The organism is Verrucomicrobium sp. BvORR034 (assembly GCF_000739635.1).
GTDB lineage: Bacteria > Verrucomicrobiota > Verrucomicrobiia > Verrucomicrobiales > Verrucomicrobiaceae > Verrucomicrobium.
In genome coordinates, this window is record NZ_BATQ01000119.1 from 1 (window position 1) to 18,714 (window position 18,714).

14 protein-coding genes, 1 tRNA gene and 1 pseudogene are annotated in these 18,714 nt (G+C 59.4%); 8 read left to right on the top strand and 8 right to left on the bottom strand.

From position 1 onward, the window contains the following. A pseudogene (locus tag BV034_RS19620) lies at positions 1-282 on the top strand (arylsulfatase); the annotation flags it as partial. A 27-nt stretch (positions 283-309) separates the two neighbouring features. Here the strand turns inward: BV034_RS19620 and BV034_RS19625 are convergent. After that, on the bottom strand, positions 310-927 hold the full coding sequence (locus tag BV034_RS19625) for an MBL fold metallo-hydrolase (RefSeq protein WP_050028689.1): 618 nt from the start codon (positions 925-927) through the stop codon (positions 310-312). A 111-nt stretch (positions 928-1,038) separates the two neighbouring features. On the opposite strand from BV034_RS19625, the gene BV034_RS19630 reads away from it, so the two are divergent. Beyond that, positions 1,039-3,375, top strand: a complete 2,337-nt coding sequence (locus BV034_RS19630; RefSeq protein ID WP_050028690.1) for a carboxy terminal-processing peptidase — start codon at positions 1,039-1,041, stop codon at positions 3,373-3,375. A gap of 780 nt (positions 3,376-4,155) precedes the next feature. Here the strand turns inward: BV034_RS19630 and BV034_RS19635 are convergent. Further along, positions 4,156-4,824 (bottom strand): 7-carboxy-7-deazaguanine synthase QueE, encoded by a 669-nt coding sequence (locus BV034_RS19635; RefSeq protein WP_265593203.1) that lies wholly within the window; start codon positions 4,822-4,824, stop codon positions 4,156-4,158. A 120-nt stretch (positions 4,825-4,944) separates the two neighbouring features. Here BV034_RS19635 and BV034_RS19640 point away from each other — a divergent pair, with 120 nt between their 5' ends. Both BV034_RS19640 and BV034_RS19645 read left to right on the top strand, forming a co-directional pair. Beyond that, entirely contained in the window at positions 4,945-5,451 is a 507-nt protein-coding gene (locus BV034_RS19640; protein WP_050028692.1) for a hypothetical protein, read from the top strand. Between the two features lie 76 nt (positions 5,452-5,527). Beyond that, the gene (locus BV034_RS19645) at positions 5,528-5,992 is read left to right on the top strand and encodes a hypothetical protein (RefSeq protein ID WP_265593204.1); all 465 of its coding nucleotides are present in this window, start codon (positions 5,528-5,530) and stop codon (positions 5,990-5,992) included. Between the two features lie 26 nt (positions 5,993-6,018). On the opposite strand, the gene BV034_RS19650 is transcribed toward BV034_RS19645, so the two are convergent. The 4 genes from BV034_RS19650 to BV034_RS19665 form a co-directional block, all read right to left on the bottom strand. Further along, positions 6,019-7,254, bottom strand: coding sequence for a PQQ-binding-like beta-propeller repeat protein (locus BV034_RS19650; protein ID WP_265593205.1), 1,236 nt, complete (start codon positions 7,252-7,254; stop codon positions 6,019-6,021). A gap of 76 nt (positions 7,255-7,330) precedes the next feature. After that, positions 7,331-8,248 carry a TIM barrel protein gene (locus BV034_RS19655; RefSeq protein ID WP_050028695.1) on the bottom strand — a complete coding sequence of 306 codons (918 nt, stop codon included), beginning with the start codon at positions 8,246-8,248 and terminating at the stop codon, positions 7,331-7,333. Positions 8,249-8,300: 52 nt separating this feature from the next. Further along, a complete protein-coding gene (locus tag BV034_RS19660; RefSeq protein ID WP_265593206.1) occupies positions 8,301-9,671 on the bottom strand; it encodes a neutral/alkaline non-lysosomal ceramidase N-terminal domain-containing protein in 1,371 nt (456 codons plus the stop codon). 75 nt (positions 9,672-9,746) lie between these two features. Then, positions 9,747-10,436, bottom strand: a complete 690-nt coding sequence (locus BV034_RS19665; RefSeq protein ID WP_050028697.1) for a hypothetical protein — start codon at positions 10,434-10,436, stop codon at positions 9,747-9,749. 203 nt (positions 10,437-10,639) lie between these two features. Here BV034_RS19665 and BV034_RS19670 point away from each other — a divergent pair, with 203 nt between their 5' ends. Then, on the top strand, positions 10,640-11,188 hold the full coding sequence (locus tag BV034_RS19670; RefSeq protein ID WP_050028698.1) for a hypothetical protein: 549 nt from the start codon (positions 10,640-10,642) through the stop codon (positions 11,186-11,188). A gap of 100 nt (positions 11,189-11,288) precedes the next feature. Here the strand turns inward: BV034_RS19670 and BV034_RS19675 are convergent, their stop codons facing one another. Then, positions 11,289-12,989 carry an alpha/beta fold hydrolase gene (locus tag BV034_RS19675; protein WP_050028699.1) on the bottom strand — a complete coding sequence of 567 codons (1,701 nt, stop codon included), beginning with the start codon at positions 12,987-12,989 and terminating at the stop codon, positions 11,289-11,291. Positions 12,990-14,230: 1,241 nt separating this feature from the next. Between BV034_RS19675 and BV034_RS19680 the strand changes: the two genes are divergently transcribed. The 3 genes from BV034_RS19680 to BV034_RS19695 all read left to right on the top strand — a co-directional run bounded on the left by BV034_RS19680 (position 14,231) and on the right by BV034_RS19695 (position 17,600). Next, positions 14,231-14,312, top strand: a tRNA-Leu gene (locus BV034_RS19680). Between the two features lie 62 nt (positions 14,313-14,374). Further along, positions 14,375-15,235, top strand: coding sequence for a formyltetrahydrofolate deformylase (gene purU / locus BV034_RS19685; protein WP_050028700.1), 861 nt, complete (start codon positions 14,375-14,377; stop codon positions 15,233-15,235). Between the two features lie 838 nt (positions 15,236-16,073). Continuing rightward, positions 16,074-17,600, top strand: a complete 1,527-nt coding sequence (locus BV034_RS19695; RefSeq protein ID WP_081887953.1) for a trypsin-like peptidase domain-containing protein — start codon at positions 16,074-16,076, stop codon at positions 17,598-17,600. 26 nt (positions 17,601-17,626) lie between these two features. Here the strand turns inward: BV034_RS19695 and BV034_RS36220 are convergent, their stop codons facing one another. After that, positions 17,627-18,223 (bottom strand): hypothetical protein, encoded by a 597-nt coding sequence (locus BV034_RS36220; RefSeq protein ID WP_265593207.1) that lies wholly within the window; start codon positions 18,221-18,223, stop codon positions 17,627-17,629. Between the last annotated feature and the right edge of the window lie 491 nt (positions 18,224-18,714).

Consider the following 18,714-nt stretch of genomic DNA (forward strand, 5'->3'; position numbering starts at 1 on the left):
GATGTGAAATCCGATCCTGCTCAAGAACACGACCTCGCCAGTGGGAAGCCGGAGGTGGTCAAGAAACTGGCCAGCTCCTATGAAGCCTGGTGGCAGTCGGTCAGGCCACAGATGGTCAATGAAAACGCACCGCTACCTGCCGTGAACCCTTTCAAAGAGCTCTACTGGAAACAATTCGGCGGAGGCCCCACTCCTGCGGAGTTGGAGGCAATGAATCCGGATCGAGCCCAAGAGCTGAGTGCGCCGCGAACTGCCGGAGCCAAAAAGCGCCCTAAAGACTGAACCCTCGGTCACCTGCCCCACCCTGAATCACAGGTAGGGGTTGGTCTCCCTTTCGGTGCCGATAGTGGTCTCAGGGCCATGCCCGGAATAAACCACCGTCTCATCTGGCAGACTCATGAGGTGCTTCTCAATGCCCGCCAGCAGCACTTCCTCACTGCCCCCTGGGAAATCGCATCTCCCCATGCCACCCGCCATCAGCACATCCCCGTCGAAGATCACGCCCGACTTCGGGTTGTAGAAGGTGATGCTGTCCGCCGAGTGCCCCGGCACATGGGCCACCTGCCAGGCCAGCCCCCCCGCCATCACGGCTGGCACGTCTTTCAGAAGCTGATCCACCTTGAACGGAGCCACTTCGAAGCGCGTGCCGCTGACGAAAGCCATCAAAAACTCCAGCGTCAGCTCCTTGGAGAAGTCGGCATAGGCATACACCTTCGCCCCAAGGTCCCGCTGAATGGCCGCCGCATCCTGCACGTGGTCAAAATGAAGATGTGTTAGCAAGAGGGTGGGCAACGTGGATTTACCTTGTGCCCTGAGCCAGGCGGCCATACCATCGGGTGCGTCCACCGCAAACGCTGATTCTCCGGTTTCTACAAGGTAGCCGTTGGTGGCGGCAATGCCGCCGGTAAAAGACGAAATCTTCAGCATGGGCGGGTAATCAGCGGGAAAGAGGTGGACATTTCAATGCGGAAAAGCAAATTCTTGGAGATCAAGTGCTTTCGAGCGACGTTTTGATTATAAATAAGACCTCTAGTGTCCATGCGCTACGCCTCCACGCTCTTTTCTACGGCGGTCCTCGGTTCACTGCTCCTTGCAGGACCAAAGGTCCGCGCCGAAACCAATTATGGGCAGGTGGCCATGCATGTGGCCTACATGCTTCAGAATCATCACTACTCCCGAAAGGAGTTTGACGATGAGATCTCGAAGCGTCTGCTCGACAGCTACCTCAACTTTCTCGACTTCTCTCACATCTACCTCACCCAGGAGGATGTGGACAAATTCAAGACCGACTACGCCACCAGCCTGGACGAGCACATCCTGACCCGGAACATCAGTCCAGCGCTCGACATCTACTACAAGTACGAAGAGCGGGTGAAGCAGCGTGTCGCCTACGCGAAGAAGGTGCTGGAAACCAAAAAGTTCACGTTCGACTCCAACCGGTCCCTTGAGGTCAAGCGTGAGAAGGCTCCCTGGCCTGCCAATGAAGCGGCCTCCGACGCGCTCTGGAACGACCTGATTGAAGGTGACCTGCTCGCCGAGCGACTGAGCGACAAGGCCCGCGAAGAGGCCAAGAAGAAAAAGGCTGAGGAAAGAGCCAAGAAGGCTGCCGAGAATCCCGAAGAAGCCGCCAAAGCCGCGGCCAAGGCTGATAAGGCCGTGAAAGCAGACCCCGGTGAGGAAGATCCGCCGGACAAGCGTGTGCTCAAGCGCTATGAGCGCCTCCTGGAACAGCTCGCTGAGAACGAGCAGGAAGACATCGTGAACTACTTCCTCTCCTGCCTTGCGGGCAGCTATGACCCTCACACGGAGTACATGAGCCAGCAGGAGTCCGACAACTTCAAGATTCAGATGAACCACTCCCTCGTGGGGATTGGCGCGCTGCTGAGCACGAAGGACAACGTGGCCGAGATCCAGGGCATCGTGGTGGGCGGCCCAGCTGACAAGCAGAGCGAGCTGAAAATCAGTGACAAGATCCTGGCCGTGGCTCAAGGCGATGGCACCGGTCCCAACAGCGACTGGGTGGACATCAAGTACATGAAACTTCAGAAGGTCGTGGAAATGATCCGCGGCAAGTCTGGCACCGTGGTCCGCCTGAAGGTGAACCCCGCCGCTGCCGAGGACCCCTCCGAAGTGAAAATCATCTCCATCGTGCGCGGTGAAGTGGAGCTGAAGGAAAAGCTTGCCAACGCCGAACTGCTCCTCACTCCTCCCGTGAACGGGAAGAGCACGAAGATCGGCTGGATTACCCTCCCCTCCTTCTATGCCGACATGGAAGACGGCACGGTTAGCTGCACGGCTGATGTGACCCGCCTGCTCAAGCGCCTCATGGCCGAGCGCATCGAAGGCCTCGTGGTTGACCTCCGCGGCGACGGTGGCGGCTCCTTGGAGGAAGCCATCAAGCTGACCGGCCTCTTCGTCCCGAAAGGCCCAGTGGTGCAGGCTAAAGACTGGCGCAACAACATCACCTGGCGCGACTGTGACAACGAGCGTCCGGTGTATGAAGGACCCCTCATTGTGCTGACCGACAAGGCCAGCGCTTCTGCCAGCGAGATTTTCGCCGCAGCCCTGCAGGACTACCGCCGCGCCGTCATCGTGGGTGAAAAATCCACCTTCGGCAAAGGCACCGTGCAGACCATCCTGCCTGTGGAGCGCTATATGCCCTTCTTCAGCGACAAGAGCCGCGCCGGCTCCCTCAAGGTCACGATCCAGAAGTTCTACCGCATTGCCGGTGGTTCCACTCAGCTTCGTGGCGTGATTCCGGACGTGGTGCTGCCCAGCATCCGCGACGTGATGGAGATCGGTGAAGACTCCCTGCCCCAGGCCCTTCCCTACGACACGATCCCACCGCGGACCTTCACCTACGCGACCAAGACTCCCCTGCCTCTGCAGGAGCTGAACACCCGCGTGAAGTCCCGCTTGGATTCCAATCCAGAGTTCCAGTTCGTGATCGAGGACACCAAGCGCATCAAAGAGCGTCTCGACAAGAACACGGTCAGCCTCAATGAGAAGGACCGCCAGAAGGAGTTGGATGAGAACAAGGCCCGCTTTGAGGTCCGCAAGGAAGAGCGCAAACGCCGCACCGAAGAGGTGGCCAAGCAGTACAAGCAGGGCTTTGAGCGCTATCGCCTGACTCTGGACAACGTGGACGCCACCGAACTCGTCAAAGAGTCCAGCTTCACCAAGGAGCAGACCACCGGCATGCGCATGGCCTCTAGCAATGACGACGATGACGCCTCCGATGACAGCCAGTTCCCCTTCGGCGTGGAGCCGGTCAAACTGGAGACGGTGAATGTGATGCGCGACCTCATCGAGGTCTCCTCCCACCAGCCCCAGACCGCCAACGCTGGCGAAGCCAAGAAGCCCGCCCAGCAGTAGCGGCAAGAGATGTTAAGGCCCCGATTCGCGATGCGAGTCGGGGCTTTTTTTTGTGGGATGGAAGAGTGCAGAAGAACCGTCTCGGTTCTTGTTCTCTCATCGCCCAGTGTTACCCAAGAGCCGGGACGACTCTTCTACCTTCTCCCGTGCGCGGCCACCAGGTTAAAGAAAGCCGGGGTCTCCGGCCCCGCGGGCGAAGACCACTGATCCCAATCGGCTCGATTGCCCGTTGAGTTTGGCCATTCGCGACAGGGGAATCGACGAGAACCCTGATGCCAATAGGCGGGACCACAGCACTCAAAAGGATCGAAGGTTCGGCCTCACCTCGGTCACGAAGAGAGGTTACTTAAGGGGCGTTAGGGGCGTGTTTGATTTGCACGCCATCGCCAGCCGAGGGGCTGAAAGGCCCAAATCATCATTTCAAACACGCATTGGTAGCCTAACTCTTCTCCTCTGATGGCATGGCCTCAAAGCCGCATCTTCTTAGAGGGGCACGCCGACTGTGCAGGCAGAGGAGTAGATAACCGAAGAGACTTGTGACGGCATGCGCGATTCACCGCACGGCATTCTGAATAGGTTCAACAACAGCCCTTGCAAATGCGCCGACGGAAGGCGGCACTCCAACCTCATCTCAGATCATCAAAGGGATGATCAGACGGAAACACGCCCTTGGATGTGGGAATGAAAGCACTCACCACAACAGACGTCGCCCCAATCCGCTCCCGACCTCAGGTCTTCTGTCTTTCGTCTTCCAGTCTTCTGTCTGCCCGCGAAGCGGGCTTACGTCCCCCGCTTATTGCCGAACAAGTCGATGTGCAATCTCGCGCAAAAGCGCCAGCCGCGTTCTTTGCACCACTCCACGACTTGGGGGGCCACAGCGTGGAGTCGAGTTTGCTCTCGTCCCTCGGGCATGAGGAGGATGTTTTCGGGAGCAGTTTCGATCTTTGCCTCGGCCAGCAGGCTTTCGATTTCGGCCAAGTCCTCCTCTGCAGACACCACAAACTTGAGCTGATGTTCGTACTTCTCCGTCCAGGCACGGAGCACATCTGGCTGTAAACGCGTCTTCTCGTGGCGGTCATGCCAGCCCTGCCCTGCCTCTTCCACACTGGGTGTGGAGTTCGCCAGCTTCGGACTGAGAGAAGCTAGGTCGCATGCCAGACCAGTTGGCATCACCGTGCCGGCGGTTTCGATCGTGATGTGCTTGCCGGCATCCCGGAGGCCCTGGAGCAGCTCCCGGATGCCCGCGGCAATGGTGGGCTCCCCCCCGGTCACTACCACGTACCGAGTGGGGTGGCGGTTCACTTCTGCCAGAATATCTTCCACGGAGACATCATCCCCCTCGGGTTTCCATGAGGCATAGGGGGTATCACACCAACGACACCTCAGGTTGCACCCCGACGTGCGGATGAATACGGAAGGGACCCCGGTCAGCTTCCCTTCACCCTGCACAGAAAAAAATTGTCTCTGAAATCCGCATGTCCCTTCATAGCTAGCATACGACTGGGAAATGCGCCTGAAATTGCTCTCGCCACTCGCCTCTAAAACCCTTAAGATATCTTAACCAATCTCGTGCATCGCCTCCTCCCCATCGCGGCCACCCTCTGCCTCGTACTGCTCGCCAGTTGCAGCAGTACGCCCGAGTCTTATACCTACAAGTTCGTCCCCGGAAAATCTGCCGTCCTTCAGGGCAAATACGCTCTGATCCCCACGAACGCCCCTGAGCCAGTGAAACGTGCGGTGGCAGCGGGGAACCGACTCCAGGGCAAACCGTACATCTATGGTGGGGGTCACCGGCGCATCGAGGACGCAGGCTATGACTGCTCCGGCACCCTTTCGTACGTCCTCCATCATGCTGGTCTGTTGAAGACACCCATGGCTTCCAACGAGTTCCGCTCATTTGGCAAACCCGGGCCGGGCAAATGGATCACGATCTATGCCCGCAAGGGGCATGTGTTCTGCACGATCGCCGGACTGCGTCTGGACACAGGCTACAACGGCGAGAACGAGGGCCCTAAATGGACCACCCGCCCCCGCCCCACCAAGGGCTGCGTCGTGCGTCACATTCCGGGTCTCTAGACACCCGGCTTGACGGGACGATGCCACTTTGCCTATGCTGGAGGGAATGAAAGCCCCTTGCCTGCGATTGATGGGAATGGGACTCGCCCTTGGGTGGAGTTCTCTGACGGCCACTTTGGTTGCCCAAGAGCCAGTAGCTTCAGACAAGGAGACGATCAAGTTGCTGACGGACCGTCTGGCGGCTCTGGAGAAAAAAGTCACCTCCTTGGAGGACTCTCTCGCCCAGTTGAAGCGGGAGCAAAACTCTTCCAGTCCTGGAGAGCGCCGTACCATGACTGCAGAGCAACGCGAGTTTCAAAGCGAGCAGCGCAAGCGTTTCAACTCCCTGTCCGACGAAGGGCGCCGTAAATTCATCGAGGGCATGCGGGACAAGCGCGAGACTCTCGCTAATTCGACGCCTGAAGACAGGATGAAGCTGGCGCGGGAACTTTTCGAAAAGATTCAGGCTGAAGATCAGGCGCAAAAAGGCAAAACACCTGAGGCCCCCGCAAAGGCGGACGCTCCCAAATCAGAGTCCCCTCCTCCCGCAGAACAGAAGTAGCCACTCCCTGCGAGTCCATCAGCCTGCTACTCCTCACGCAGTCTCAAATCCACCGCCACTACCTGTCGGTCATCCCGGGCAAAGAACACACCGTTGGAGAACGCCCCGTGTGAACGGTGGCCCCCGCGCAGGATCTGTTCCTGCCCCCGGCGGTTGAACTTCGCAGGTGAGGCATCGACCAACCAAAGTTCGCCCGCCTCCGTCAGCACGAGCAAGGTGTCATGGACACGCAGCAGGGTGCCGCCTGCGACCCGACCGGACTCCCACATCACCTTGCCATCTTGCACACGGACGCACCGCAAGGACTGGCCAAATTCCTGGCGTCCATGGAACCCGTAGAGGTATCCATCGTAGTACACCGGAGTGCTGTAGTGGGCGTCCAGCACATCCTCTTTTTGCCAAAGACGCGTGAACTTCCCCTCCGGCTTCCATTGCCAGAGACTCGCTCCCACGTCATAGCAGGCGGTGAGGAAGAGCTTGTCTTCACCACACCAGAGGGGCGTGGCAGCGTTCACAGAGGCGTCTGCATCGGAACGCAGCCGCTGCTGAAATTTCACGCCGCCATCCAAAGCATTGACCACCACCAGATCATTGCGCATCCAGGCGATGATCGCGGGAAACGTCGCCCCGCCTCCGAGCTTGAGAATGGGAGCCGCATAGCTGGCTTCATCCTTGAGACATTGCCATAGGATGCGGCCATCATCGAGGCTGAGTGCGATCATTCCGGCCGCTCCTTTGCCGTTGGCTCCTCCTGCCTCCATGATCACCTTCCCATCCGTCACCAGAGGTGCGCACACGCGGCCAAAGAAGCCTTGAGGCGAGTTGAGTTCCTTCACGGTATCAAATCCCCAAAGTCGCTTCCCCGTCGTGAGATCCAGTGCCTGCACCGTGCCTTCGGCTCCATGGATGATCACCTTGCCCTGCGCCACCGTTGGGCAGGCCCGCGGGCCGTTGTCGAATCCGAAGCTGTCTTTGAAGGCATTGGCGTAGGTGTAGCGCCATTCCTCGGTGCCTGTGGCGGCGTCCACGCACACCACGATGGCCTGGTCGTTTATTCGATGGAAAAGGATCACCCTGTCTCCCACCACCACGGGCCCGGCAAATCCAGTGCCCACGGGATGCTTCCAGCGGAACTTCACGCCCGAAAAAGCGAAGCCCTTGATCACTTGCTCACTATCAGCGGCCGCGCCATCCCGGTTGGGCCCCAGGAACTGGGGCCAGTCCGCAGCAGGAACACTTCCCACCATCAAAATGGTGCTCATGAAGAAAAAGCCGGCCTTCAGAACTCGCTTGCTTGCCTTCTTCATGAACATCAGTCGTGCCTCCCGCGTGTTTGCGCTACGCCCACCATTCTCTCAATACGGCCAGATCGCGGCGCGTGGCCTCAAACGCCTTCTGCACTTCCTCCTTGGTATCGAGTTTGTCTTTAATATACTCCACATGCAAGCTCACAGGTCCAGCATAACCGCCCGCTTTCAGCAGCTTCGCATACTCCTTGCCCGGTGCCATCCCCTCTCCCAGCGGCACCACCTCCGCCTTGCCATTGGCCCACTGGTAGTCTTTGAAATAAGCCGCGCCAATCCGGTCCTGTACCAGCCTCAGCTCAATGGGCCAGGACGTTCCGCCTTCCACTGAAGCATGCAGGATGTCGAAGGCAAAGGCCCAGTCTTCTGTCGGATAGTCGCGCATCAGCGTCGCCACATCCCAGATCGGAGCTCCCACATAGTCTTTGCCGTGGTGATTCTGGAAGAGAGGCTGGATTCCGATCTCTTTGCTCAGGACAATCAGGTCCTTCACTCCTGCTTTGATCTTGTCCAACTGGGGCCAGATCGGCTGCTTCAAGTCATACTTCCAGTAGTTCATGCGGTACCGGGCGATGCCAAGAGCCTTGGCCGTCCGCAGCACCTTCTCTGTGTTCTGTGCAGCAGATACCTCATTGATGCCGGAGGTGAGGATCGTCATCTCCAGACTGTGCTTCTTGAGTTGCTCCATGAGCTTGGGCAGATCTTCTTCCACCCGCTCAGGTTCCACGTGTCCTTTGGGTCGTACAGGTGCCTCGATCCCGTCCACACCGAGCTGGGCGGCATGGGAGGCAATCTCCTCAAAGCTGAGCCCCTGCAGGTGCTTGGTGAAGAAGCAAAACTTGTGCTTGGCACCTGCGCTTGTAGCAGGCGCAGCAGCAGCGGTGGCAAAGGGCAGAGCCAGGGCCCCGGCTCCTTGAAGGGTGGTAAGAAGAAAGTCGCGACGATTGTGCATGGGTGATAGGGCGCAAAAGAGTGCGTATAGATTAACGGAGGCTCAGAGAAGATCACTCAGCCAACTGCCGGTGCAGTTCGTGAACTTTGCCCATGATCAGCTCTTCCACCTCAGGCTTCCAGGGACCAGGATGGGCTGTGTAGAGCATGGCGCCGCCGGCTTCATACCCGCCTTCTTCCAGCACACGACGGCTGGGGATGTAGCCCATCACATCGTTGGAATAGCCTGCCACCCAGACCGTGGCTTGCTTGGGCATTTCCTTCTTGAGCCGCAATGCGTAGTCCACCACCACTTCACCCGCCAGGGCGACCAGTGTGAAGTCCGCCCCCAGTTTCACGACTTGGACAGGATAGTCATAGCTGGAGGCCAGTTTGCCTTCGGCCTCCAGTTTCTTAAGCTGCATGGTTGCATGGGCGGCCTCCCAGCGATTCGTGGATCCCGCCATCTTCTCCAGGTCGGCTTTGGAAGGCGGTGGGGCAAAAGGCAACGCCACCGTGCCCAAGGCCGCTTTCACCGTCCCGCCTACCGGCTGCTTTTGTGTGACAGTGAGGGCTGTCTCCACCGCATTGGCAAGGGTGCGGCCGTGCTGCTGGGCGAGCTCCAGCTTTCCCCGTGGGTAGGGATTCTGGTCCCCGCCGCAACCCATCACAAAGAGCGCCACCGCACCGGGATGCGCCGCCTCCAGGTACTCCTGGGCATAGCCAGCGTAGTCGCCGCAGAACTGCTGAAAGCTCAGGGTCGTATTGTGGCAGGCGTAGCCAAACATCACCGCCATCAGCTTTTCCCCCTCCGCGCCCCGCACCTCCAGCACCGGCACCGAGTGATCTACCGGACCGTCCGGGTACGGGCTGTTCTTGAAACCCAGTCGGGTGGGCTGCCGCCGGTTCATGGCAAAACCGCATCGGGCATGGGTCGCGCTCAACTTCGCCGGGGCGAGCCTGCCTATGGCATCTCCCGTGAGCCGCACCAGTTCCTCCGCCAGCCAGGCCCCATACTGGGCTCCACGTTCGTCTCCGTGATCCATCACCTCCAGGTAGAGGGACCTCCCCACCCGGAACTCCGGCCCACAGTGCGTGTGGGAGCAGTTCATGAACACCCGCTCTGGTGATAGCTGATGTTGTTTCCGCAATGCCTCCACCACCGTACTCCGCAGTGAGCTGGGAATGCCGATGAGATCCATCGTCAATGTTACGAAACGGCCACCCTGCCCATCCTCCAGCACCAGCGCCTTGGCGTAGAGATCCTGGGCCACCCCGTCAGATGGGGTAGTGCGGGAGGCGTACCCAGCCATCCACATGGGCTCTTTGGGCGTGATCTTGACGGAGGCAGCGGCCGCCTTCCAGCCAGCACCCTCTTGGGCCCAGACGGTCCCACCCGCGGCACACAACATCCATCCCAACAGGAAAAGAACACGACGTGTCATGGCACCAATGCGTGCCATGAGGGCGCAATCTTGCCGGGAGGCCGGAAATAACCCGCCGTCCCCTCCGGCCCAGCCCTACGGACTGCCATTTGCGGCAGGCTTGTCCTCCGGTGCATCCACCGCATCTGTCGGCGCACTCCCAGACTTCCGGGGCGGCGGGGGCATGGTCTCTGGCGGGAGCATCTGCGGAATGTCGCTGGCCCCTTCCACTGGAGGGAGCAGCGGACTGGACCGGATTTCTCTAGGCACATCCTCGGGTGACAGGGCGGGCAGCAGCGGATTGGGCCCTTCTTTCCATGAACGCTTCCACTCCGGCATCACCACGGGGGTGCCCGTGGCATCCTGCGTCGTCTTGCGATGACTGCCGATCACCTGCAGACGCAGCCCTTTGATGTAGAAGACGGTGTAATCACTCAGCCCTTCCACCACCGTGCGACCTCGCTGCAACAAGGGCTTGCCTCGCACAATCAGCTCGCCGCCGCTCTCGATGTAGGCCTCCTGGCCCAGCGTCCGAAGTTGTTCACGAAAGTCCACCTGCATATACACCTTGCCCCGTGCCCTCACCCGAAGCGGTTGGCCCGCTGCGTCAGACTTCAACACAGTAATTTCATCAGCAGCCACCTTGTAAAAGAGAGGGATTTCCAGGCTTTTCGGACTGACCTTCTTGGCCTCCTCAAAGGTCATGGAGAGCACCGAGGCCGGATCCACCTTCTCTTCCTTCTGCGGCAGGCCACTGATGTGGGAGCCCGTGGGAGCGTCGGACATGGGTACCCCCTTGCAGCCAGTCAGGAAGGCGACACACAGCGCCGCCGTCCCTGCCCTCTGCCGTGTTACCTGAAGAAGCTGCTCGACCATGACTGAAGCATAGTCAAAAACTGCGCGTAAAACCATCATGAAAATAATACGCCTCTCGTCCGGCCACATTTTTGTCTTGGCTCACGAACCTCGTTTCCGTTAGGATATTTTTTATGGATGGCAATCACTGGTATCTCCTTAAAGTGGCAGGCAACGAGATCTTTGGACCCGCCCCTTTGGACCAGTTGAGGATCTGGGCGGCGGAAGCCAAGATCTCCCCCATGGACCGAGTCTCCAATGATGAGCGCCGGACATGGATGCGGGCTCCGATGGTCACAGCCCTTCAGATGGACTGGCTGGTGGAGATGTCTGACAACTTCCTCTATGGTCCTACCAGCGTCGGCACGCTTCAAGAATTTCTGGCCACCGGTGAGATTGACGAGAACGTCTCCGTCATCAATACCCTGGAAGGCACCAAGACCCGTCTCAGCGACCTCCCCTTCTTCAAGGCCAGCCCCCACCGGGTGCGCGGCACGCAGGAGATTTCCCTCGGCTATGGCGAGGAGTTCGGCACGGGCGAAGCCAATGCGAACCTCAAGCAGCGCTGCCTGTGGCTGGAAAAGCAGGTCATGGAGTTGCAGCGTGAGGTAGGCGCCTGGTCGGAACGCTGCCACAGCCTCCGCCAGCAGTTCGTGGAAATGACCGGTCGCGATCCCCGCTAGGCCCTTCCATCACGAGATTCTAAAAGGCAGGCCCCGGGAGGGACCTGCCTTTTTAGCCTCTCAGTCAGCAGGACCCCTTATCCCGCCATGTGCTGCGGTGTCATCGGGACGTGATGACTTGTGGCCCCTCCCTCAGGTGCAGATGCAAAATGCGATTCACCTCGGCGATGCCCTGAGGGTGTTGGTTGGTCCAATGACCACTGGGGATGATGATCTCGCTCTGAGCGCCATCCAGGTGGCTGCTCCAGTAGGGCACGATGCCATCGGAGCTTACCGGCGGGGTGTGATCCTTGTTCCCGCCCTTGCCGCGATCACCGATGATGGTGTGATAGGGAATGCCTGGTGCGAGAGGCAGCTCGGCGAGGTTCTTCACAAAGCGGTTCTCAGGATCGAGGAAATCAATGCTGTTGGGCATCTTCTTCAAGTGCGTGCCGGAGGAGCCTGGCTTGGCGAGGTCAAGCGCGCTGCTGTCCCCCTTCAGTAGGTTCTTGGGCCCACCGATGATCTTTGAACCGAGACGGCCAAAGAAAGTGGTGGCCATGTCTGCCCCACGGTGCGAGGGCGAAGCATAGATGACGCGTGAGATCTCGGGGCGGTGTTCGAAGATGAGCGCCTCCTTCATGAACTGGCGTGTGGTCTCCTCTGCGAAAGGCGTCTCCGCCGGCGGCTTCTCATAGATGGCGTACCAGAGTTTCATGCCGCTGTCCGTCATGAGCGTACGGCTGATCATGCCTCCCATGCTGTGGCCGATGACGACGATGGGCTTGTGGTCCGGATAGCGGGCGTTGATAAGGTCAAGCTGCCTCCTCAGAAAGGCCGCGCTGGCGGGATAGGGATAGCCCGACGCATAGCTGAAGAACCAAATCTGATAGTTCTGCCGGATGACCGGGTCAGCGCGCAGTGACTCGATCATCGGCGCCCAAGTGGCCTGGGAATCACCGAGCCCGTGGATGCAGAGGATGGGAATCTTCTTCGGATCGTACGGCTGGAGCCTCGCCAGCCGTGGGCCGCTGGCGAACTCATCCGGTTTGAAAAGGCTTCCCAGCTCACGCCTGCGGGGCTTCAACTCCGCCAAAGCGAGAGCGATGGGCGCGGTGAAGTTTGCAGCCAGAGGATACGAGCGCCCCTGCATGACCACCGTCTCCGCAGACAGCGGGTCCTGGACCCTGAGCGTGGCGTGCGATCCCTGGATGTCCACCAGACCGGTGATGCCATAGTAGACGTGTTTCCCTTGCGCGAAGGGATCGATCTTCGTGGCATCAGGCACCTTGCTCTTGGCCACGAGTGCCGCCCCCAGCCCTTCCTTGTCCGCCTGCTCCACCACCAGCCTGCCTTTGAATGCATAGCGGTCTGCCGGCATGAGCTGGTAATTGGCAGGGTTCTGCTCCGGGTGTGAGTTGGACTTCAGCGAGAGAAGCCATTCCTTTTTGGCTCCCGGGCAGCGCACCGGAGCCGACCAGGGCTGTAGTCCGGCGGTATCAACAATCTCAAAGATCCGCGCCACGGCGAAGTTGTAGTCGGCAAGTGCCTGCGCCTTGGCGGGATTTTTCGCGAGCGCCGAGCTGGCGGTCGCAATGGCAGCCGCAGTGGCGTCCAGATAGGTACCAATCTGCGCCTCGGGACCGGCGTGCCCCCGCTTGCCAGCCTGGTCAATGTATTGTCCAGCAACCGTGCTCGAATGGTGGCTCAGCCGTTTTTTGGTGGCGGTGGAGTAGGTGTTGCACCCCACCATGGCCACCAGGGCCAAAGAGATCGAGGTGCAAGAGAGAAACCGCTTTGGGGCATTGAGCAGTGTACGCATAAGACTTATGGTGTGGGCATCAGGCTGCTATTCCGCACGTTTCACTGTCGGCAGCCGGTAGGAGGCATCGAGGTGCTTGCAGGCCGTGGAAACACATCGTGACTGCCAGTTGATTGTAAAAACGCATCTTCACGACTCTCTCCACTCGAGGTCGCGAACAGCTCACCAAGGCCCCACGTGCCCCTTAGCACACGACAGATCACGACTTGCCTCCCCTTCCCTTAAAGCATGCTTATCGTCGCAAATACTTGAATAAACGTCTATCCAGATTCCGAAAAACTGCGGTGAATTTTTCGCCTCACACCGCCAATGCAACCCAAGGGATAACATTTCAGGAATGTCGATTGTGCGACTGCTGATCTGGACTGATCTCGGCTGCCGCTTGCTGAGGAGGCCGGTTTTCCCAACCGCCTTAGGGAGAGGAGCGGGACGTGAGGTGGAAGGGTTCAACGCGATAACGTTCTGCCATTCAGGGATTGCCCTACAGCATCGGTAACCGATCTAAATCGGAGTAGTGATCTTGGCAAGTGGCATGGTCCAGCGTTCAGCGCGTGGAGGACAAGAGCCTGTCGAAACTGGGTGACATTGGCGAGAAGGCGAAGCTCGCAGACGCTTCAGTTAGTGCCAGCCAAGGAACCTTGGATGCGAAAGGCTCTCAGACCGCCACAACTCCTTCGGAGTAAAAACCTCCAACACCCGTACCCAACGTAGACTCGCTGGAGCTCGTCAACGTTGGGCTTGTAGCCCCATCCTCTTCGAGGAAGAACTTCGACTGAGCGAGTGGATGGCACCGGGTCTTTGAAGCGCTCGCCACAGTCCGAAGTTGATCCCAGCGGGATCTCTAACACAGCCCAACGTTGGACGAGCCCTAAGCGAGTCAACGTTGGGTACCTCCGCGGAGGATGATCATCCGCTTTCGCCCCACCGCCATCAACGCCTCCACGTCGCTCGCATGCGATGCAGCACGAATGTTTGGTTGCAGGTCGCGAGGTCACGCTGCCCTTCCATCGACTGCCCGCAACGACTGCCGTTTTTGCAGACCCAATCGTTACGCAGCGATTGATGGGCCCCGTCATCGTGTCTGTGGGACCAGGGCTTGGCCCCAAGTTGCACTCTACTCATCCTCTTCCACTTGAGCGTCCCTCCCCTCCTCTTGGGCTCACAAAAAACTTCGCAGAAACTTTGCAAAAGATGCTTGCACATTTTCAGGTCTGGCGTACATAGAAAGCCCCTCTCGACCAGCGCGGGTGGCGGAATTGGTATACGCGCAAGACTAAGGATCTTGTGCCGAAAGGCTTAAGGGTTCGAGTCCCTTCCCGCGCACTTTCTCCCTAACCATGTGGAGTTGAGACCGGCAATCCGGGCGATCTCCCGCCCCGTTGCCCATGTCTTCATCAGATACCGCCACTCTCCTCATCCACTGCCCGGATCAACCGGGTCTGGTTCATGCCGTGACGGGATTCATCTTTGCCCATCAAGGAAACATCCTGGATCTGGAGCAGCACATTGACCCCCCGGAGAATCTCTTTTTCATGAGGGTGGAATGGGCCGTGGAAAACTTCACCTTGGCCAAGGACGATATCGCAGCCGCCTTCGCTCCCTTGGGTGAGAAGTACCGCATGGGCTGGACACTCCACTTCTCCAGCGAGCGCAAGCGGGTGGCCCTCTTCGTCTCCAAGGAAAGCCACTGCCTCTACGACCTGTTGTCCCGGCATGAGGCGGGCGAACTTCCCGTGGAGATCCCGGTGGTCGTGAGCAACCATGAACACCTGCGGCCGGCGGCAGAGAGATTTGGCATCCCCTTCCACTGTTTTCCCATGAGCCCTGCCACCAAGGCTGTGCAGGAGAGGGCGCAAATCGATCTGCTGCGCGAGCATGCGGTGGATACCGTGGTGCTGGCCCGCTACATGCAAATCCTGAGCGAGGATCTCATCCGCGAGTTCCCCAATCAGATCCTCAATATTCACCACTCCTTCCTCCCCGCTTTTGTGGGAGCCAAGCCCTACCATCAGGCCTATGAAAGAGGGGTCAAGATCATCGGAGCCACCAGTCACTATGTGACGGCAGCTCTGGACGAGGGCCCCATCATCCATCAGGACGTGATGCGGGTGACCCATGAGGACAGCGTTGCCGATTTGGTCCGGTTGGGAAAAGACCTGGAGAAGACCGTACTGTCCAAGGCCCTCTGGTGGCACGTGAGAGACAAGGTCCTGGTGTACCACAACAAGACAGTAGTGTTCTCCTGAGGAGAACGCACCAACCGCGCGCGTTTGGGGTGGTCACCAAGGAACCGACCTGCACATGGGTGTTTGTGGGGAGCGCAGGCGGCTCGCCTGCCACAAGGGCGGCCCCGCCCGCGTAGGACATCGTTATCCGGTGGAGGCCCTCTTTTTGTTCCAGCCGCCTGCGCTCCCCTTCGCCAATCCGTTGCTAAGGGGGAATGGTGATGGTCTGACTGCCTTTCGAACCGCGAGGTTCCTTGGCAGCACCGGCTGATCCCCTTCCCTCTGTGTTCGGGAAGTTCGAACCCGAAGGGTTCACCACAAGCCAAACCCATGAAAAGCATGAGCACAGCGCTACCGCGGAGTGGTAGGCCTTGGACGGGCAGTGCCCGCTTGGGAATATTTGCCCGCGTTGATGGCCTACCGCTCCACGTTTTCGATGGGTTTCCTCGCTCGTTCGTTCCACCGCATAGCTTTTCATGGTGAACCCTCCAGGTTCGAGTGCGTGGTGACGATCGTCGGCATGAAAGCAAACAGACTGAAATTTTTCCTCGAAGAGGATGTGGCTACAAGCCCAACGTTGACGAGCTTCCGGCGACTCTACGTTGGGTTGAGGAGAGATGAGCACTCACTCCAAAAGAGTTTCAGCGGTCTGAGAAGGGCGGCCTGCACAGTTGGCACATTGCACCTCCAACCTCTCCGCTCCCGAAACGACGAGGACCGTCAGACTCCTCCGCGGCATCGTGTTCAACGCATGGCGGCAACTCACGTCGTTATCCGACACCCTGTAATTTTCCATCGCGCAAAGAAACATCTGTTCGTCCACGAGCACATGGCGTAAACTCCGCCAAGGAGCCTTCCCATGATTGCCAATTTTGCCTGCCCGCATTGCCAGGTCAGTCTGAAGATGGACACCACCCTCCTACAAGGGCACATTCGCTGCCCCAGTTGCGGTCAGGTGTTTGCCGTGGAGCCACCACCCCCGCAACCCGTGATTCCCGTTGCCATCCTGGCAAGCCCGCCCACGCCACCGCCCATCAGTCACGCGGCCGCTCCCGTTCAAGCCACCCCAACTGACCAAGCCTTTCACCCCAATCCGCCGCCTCATAAGGCTCCGACACGTCCCGGCCCACCCCGCCCGCACAGCCCGGGGCTTCCAAGGCCACCCCAATCTCCCGAAGCGGCCGCCGCCAAGGCTGCACAAGAAAAGGCCGAGACCAATGCCCTGTACGCGATGATCGGCATTGGCATCGTGTCCTTCATCGCCCTCATCTTTGTGATTCGCTGGGGCATGGGTTGGGTAGAGAAGCGCCGCATTGAGAACTCCAGCAGCCATCAGGTGGCCATGATTGAAGCGGCTCAGAAGAAGGCCGACGATGAAGTGAAACGAAAAGACGCCGAGGCCGCGAATGCCCGACGCGAAGCGGAGAGGAAGAGCATCCGCGCCCAGCTCAGCCTGCACGTCACGGGAGGCAACGATGCCGTGGCCGACGCCCTTCTGACGGCGCTGGAGGAAGTGAATACCGAGACGGAACTCGCCCTGCAAAATGGCAGTCTCCGCACCAACGTGCAACTGCACATGGAACAGGCGCTGCTCGCCAAGATGACCGAGAACACAGTGCTGCGGAAGTGGTTTGGAGCTCAGGGATCCCCCTCAGAGTTTGTACGCGCCATCTATGGTCTGGCGGATCCCCGCAGCAACATCCAAACAACTCAGCCCGCCCTTCCCGGGGCTGTTTCACCTCTGTTCACAGATCAGAAATACCGCTCCATGGGGACGGGCTTTTTCGTGGCCCAGAGCGGATGGCTGGTCACGAATCATCACGTGGTTCGAGGAGCGATCAATGTCGAGGTCAGGACCTCGGGAGGCAAGATTGTCAACGCCCGGGTGGTCAAGAGTGATGAAGAACGGGATCTGGCCCTGCTCAAAGTGGAGGTGACACCTGGGGCCTGGCTGCCCATCACCATGGGTGAGCCCTCCCTGGGCACGAATGTTTTCACCGTGGGTTTCCCCCAGCCCACGCTCCAGGGCATCGAGCCAAAGTTCACCGAGGGCACCATCAGCAGCACCCGGGGTTTGCGCGATGACGAAAACTCCTACCAGATCTCCGTCCCCGTACAGGGTGGAAACTCAGGCGGAGCCCTGGTGCACCAGAAAAGCGGCTGGGTAGTGGGCGTGATCCGCTCCAAGCTCACCTCCAACTCTCAGGGCGAGGCCCTGCAGAACGTCAACTATGCCGTCAAGAGCAAGGCCCTGCGAAGTTTCATTGAATCCATCCCGGATGCCAAGTCGCTGCTCGACGTTCCCGTTGCCTCGAACCCTGAGGATACCGACGCCATCATCGAGAAAGTACGTTCCGCCACGGTGCTCGTACTGATACCCAACTAGCAGGGAGGTCGCGTGATCCACACCACTTACGGCAGCGCCCCCTGCCAGACACCCGGCACCAGGGTGAGCATCGGCTGACCCGGAATCCCCTGCTCGTTGCGATGGATCTGGCCGATCACTAAATCCACCCCGGTCGCCCCTACCAGCCGTGACTGTTGATTGATCCCCGGTGGATCCTCTGGAGAACGCCCGGTATTGAGACTGGCGAAGATGAGCCCTCCAGGACTGTTAACAATCATGCCCGCAGCTCTGATCCAACCGAGAATCTGGTTCTGCGCCCCCACCACGGCATCGGGACGATGCGTGTGCATCCACCCGGCCATGCCTGTCCCTTCGGTATCGGGACAGATGAAGGGCGGTAGCCGACGACTGGCGGGCAGCCGTTGCTGGAAGACCAGATAGGCCGCCAGCCAGGAAAGCTGCACCCGCTCATGAGTCTTGGCATCCGTGGCAAACCCGACGCGCCGGGCACCATGTGCGTGCAGATGCTCCAGTGTAACGAGGTTCCCCTGGTAAAAGTTGGGGACCACCCTGGAGACGGACGGTTCCAGCAGCGTATGACCAATGGCAATGGCCGCATGATTCTCCCAGCACAGCGGCACGGTGCCGTTTGGCTCAGGCAACGGGCAATCAAGACGCCCCGGATGTGGCGGGTGTGCAGCATCTTGTTGAAGCGCTCCACCTCCAGCACGGGATCCTGAATCCAGAAGGTTTCCAGCAAATAACCCTGCTCAGCCGCACGATCACGCGCGCCTTCATAGTACTCGACGAAGCTCGGATTGGGGTATCGCCACCCCTCACGGGTCGGGTGCGCCGTGATATAGGCCAGTGTATTGACCGTGCGGGGCTGACGGTGGGATTTGAGGTCCGCCATCAAGGCTGACACCATGGCATTGCGACGATAGCCCATTTCACCCGCCAGCTTCTGGATGGCTTCACATCGCTCTGCGGGAAGCCGCGGATGATTGCTCAAGGCACGAGAGACCGTGGACCGGGACACGCCTGCCGCGCGGGCCACTTCCTCCATGGTGACCGGGCGTTCAGACTCGCGCTTTTCACTCGCTGGATCCACAGCGTGCAACGACGTGCACAACCGACACATTGTCACGCGTTT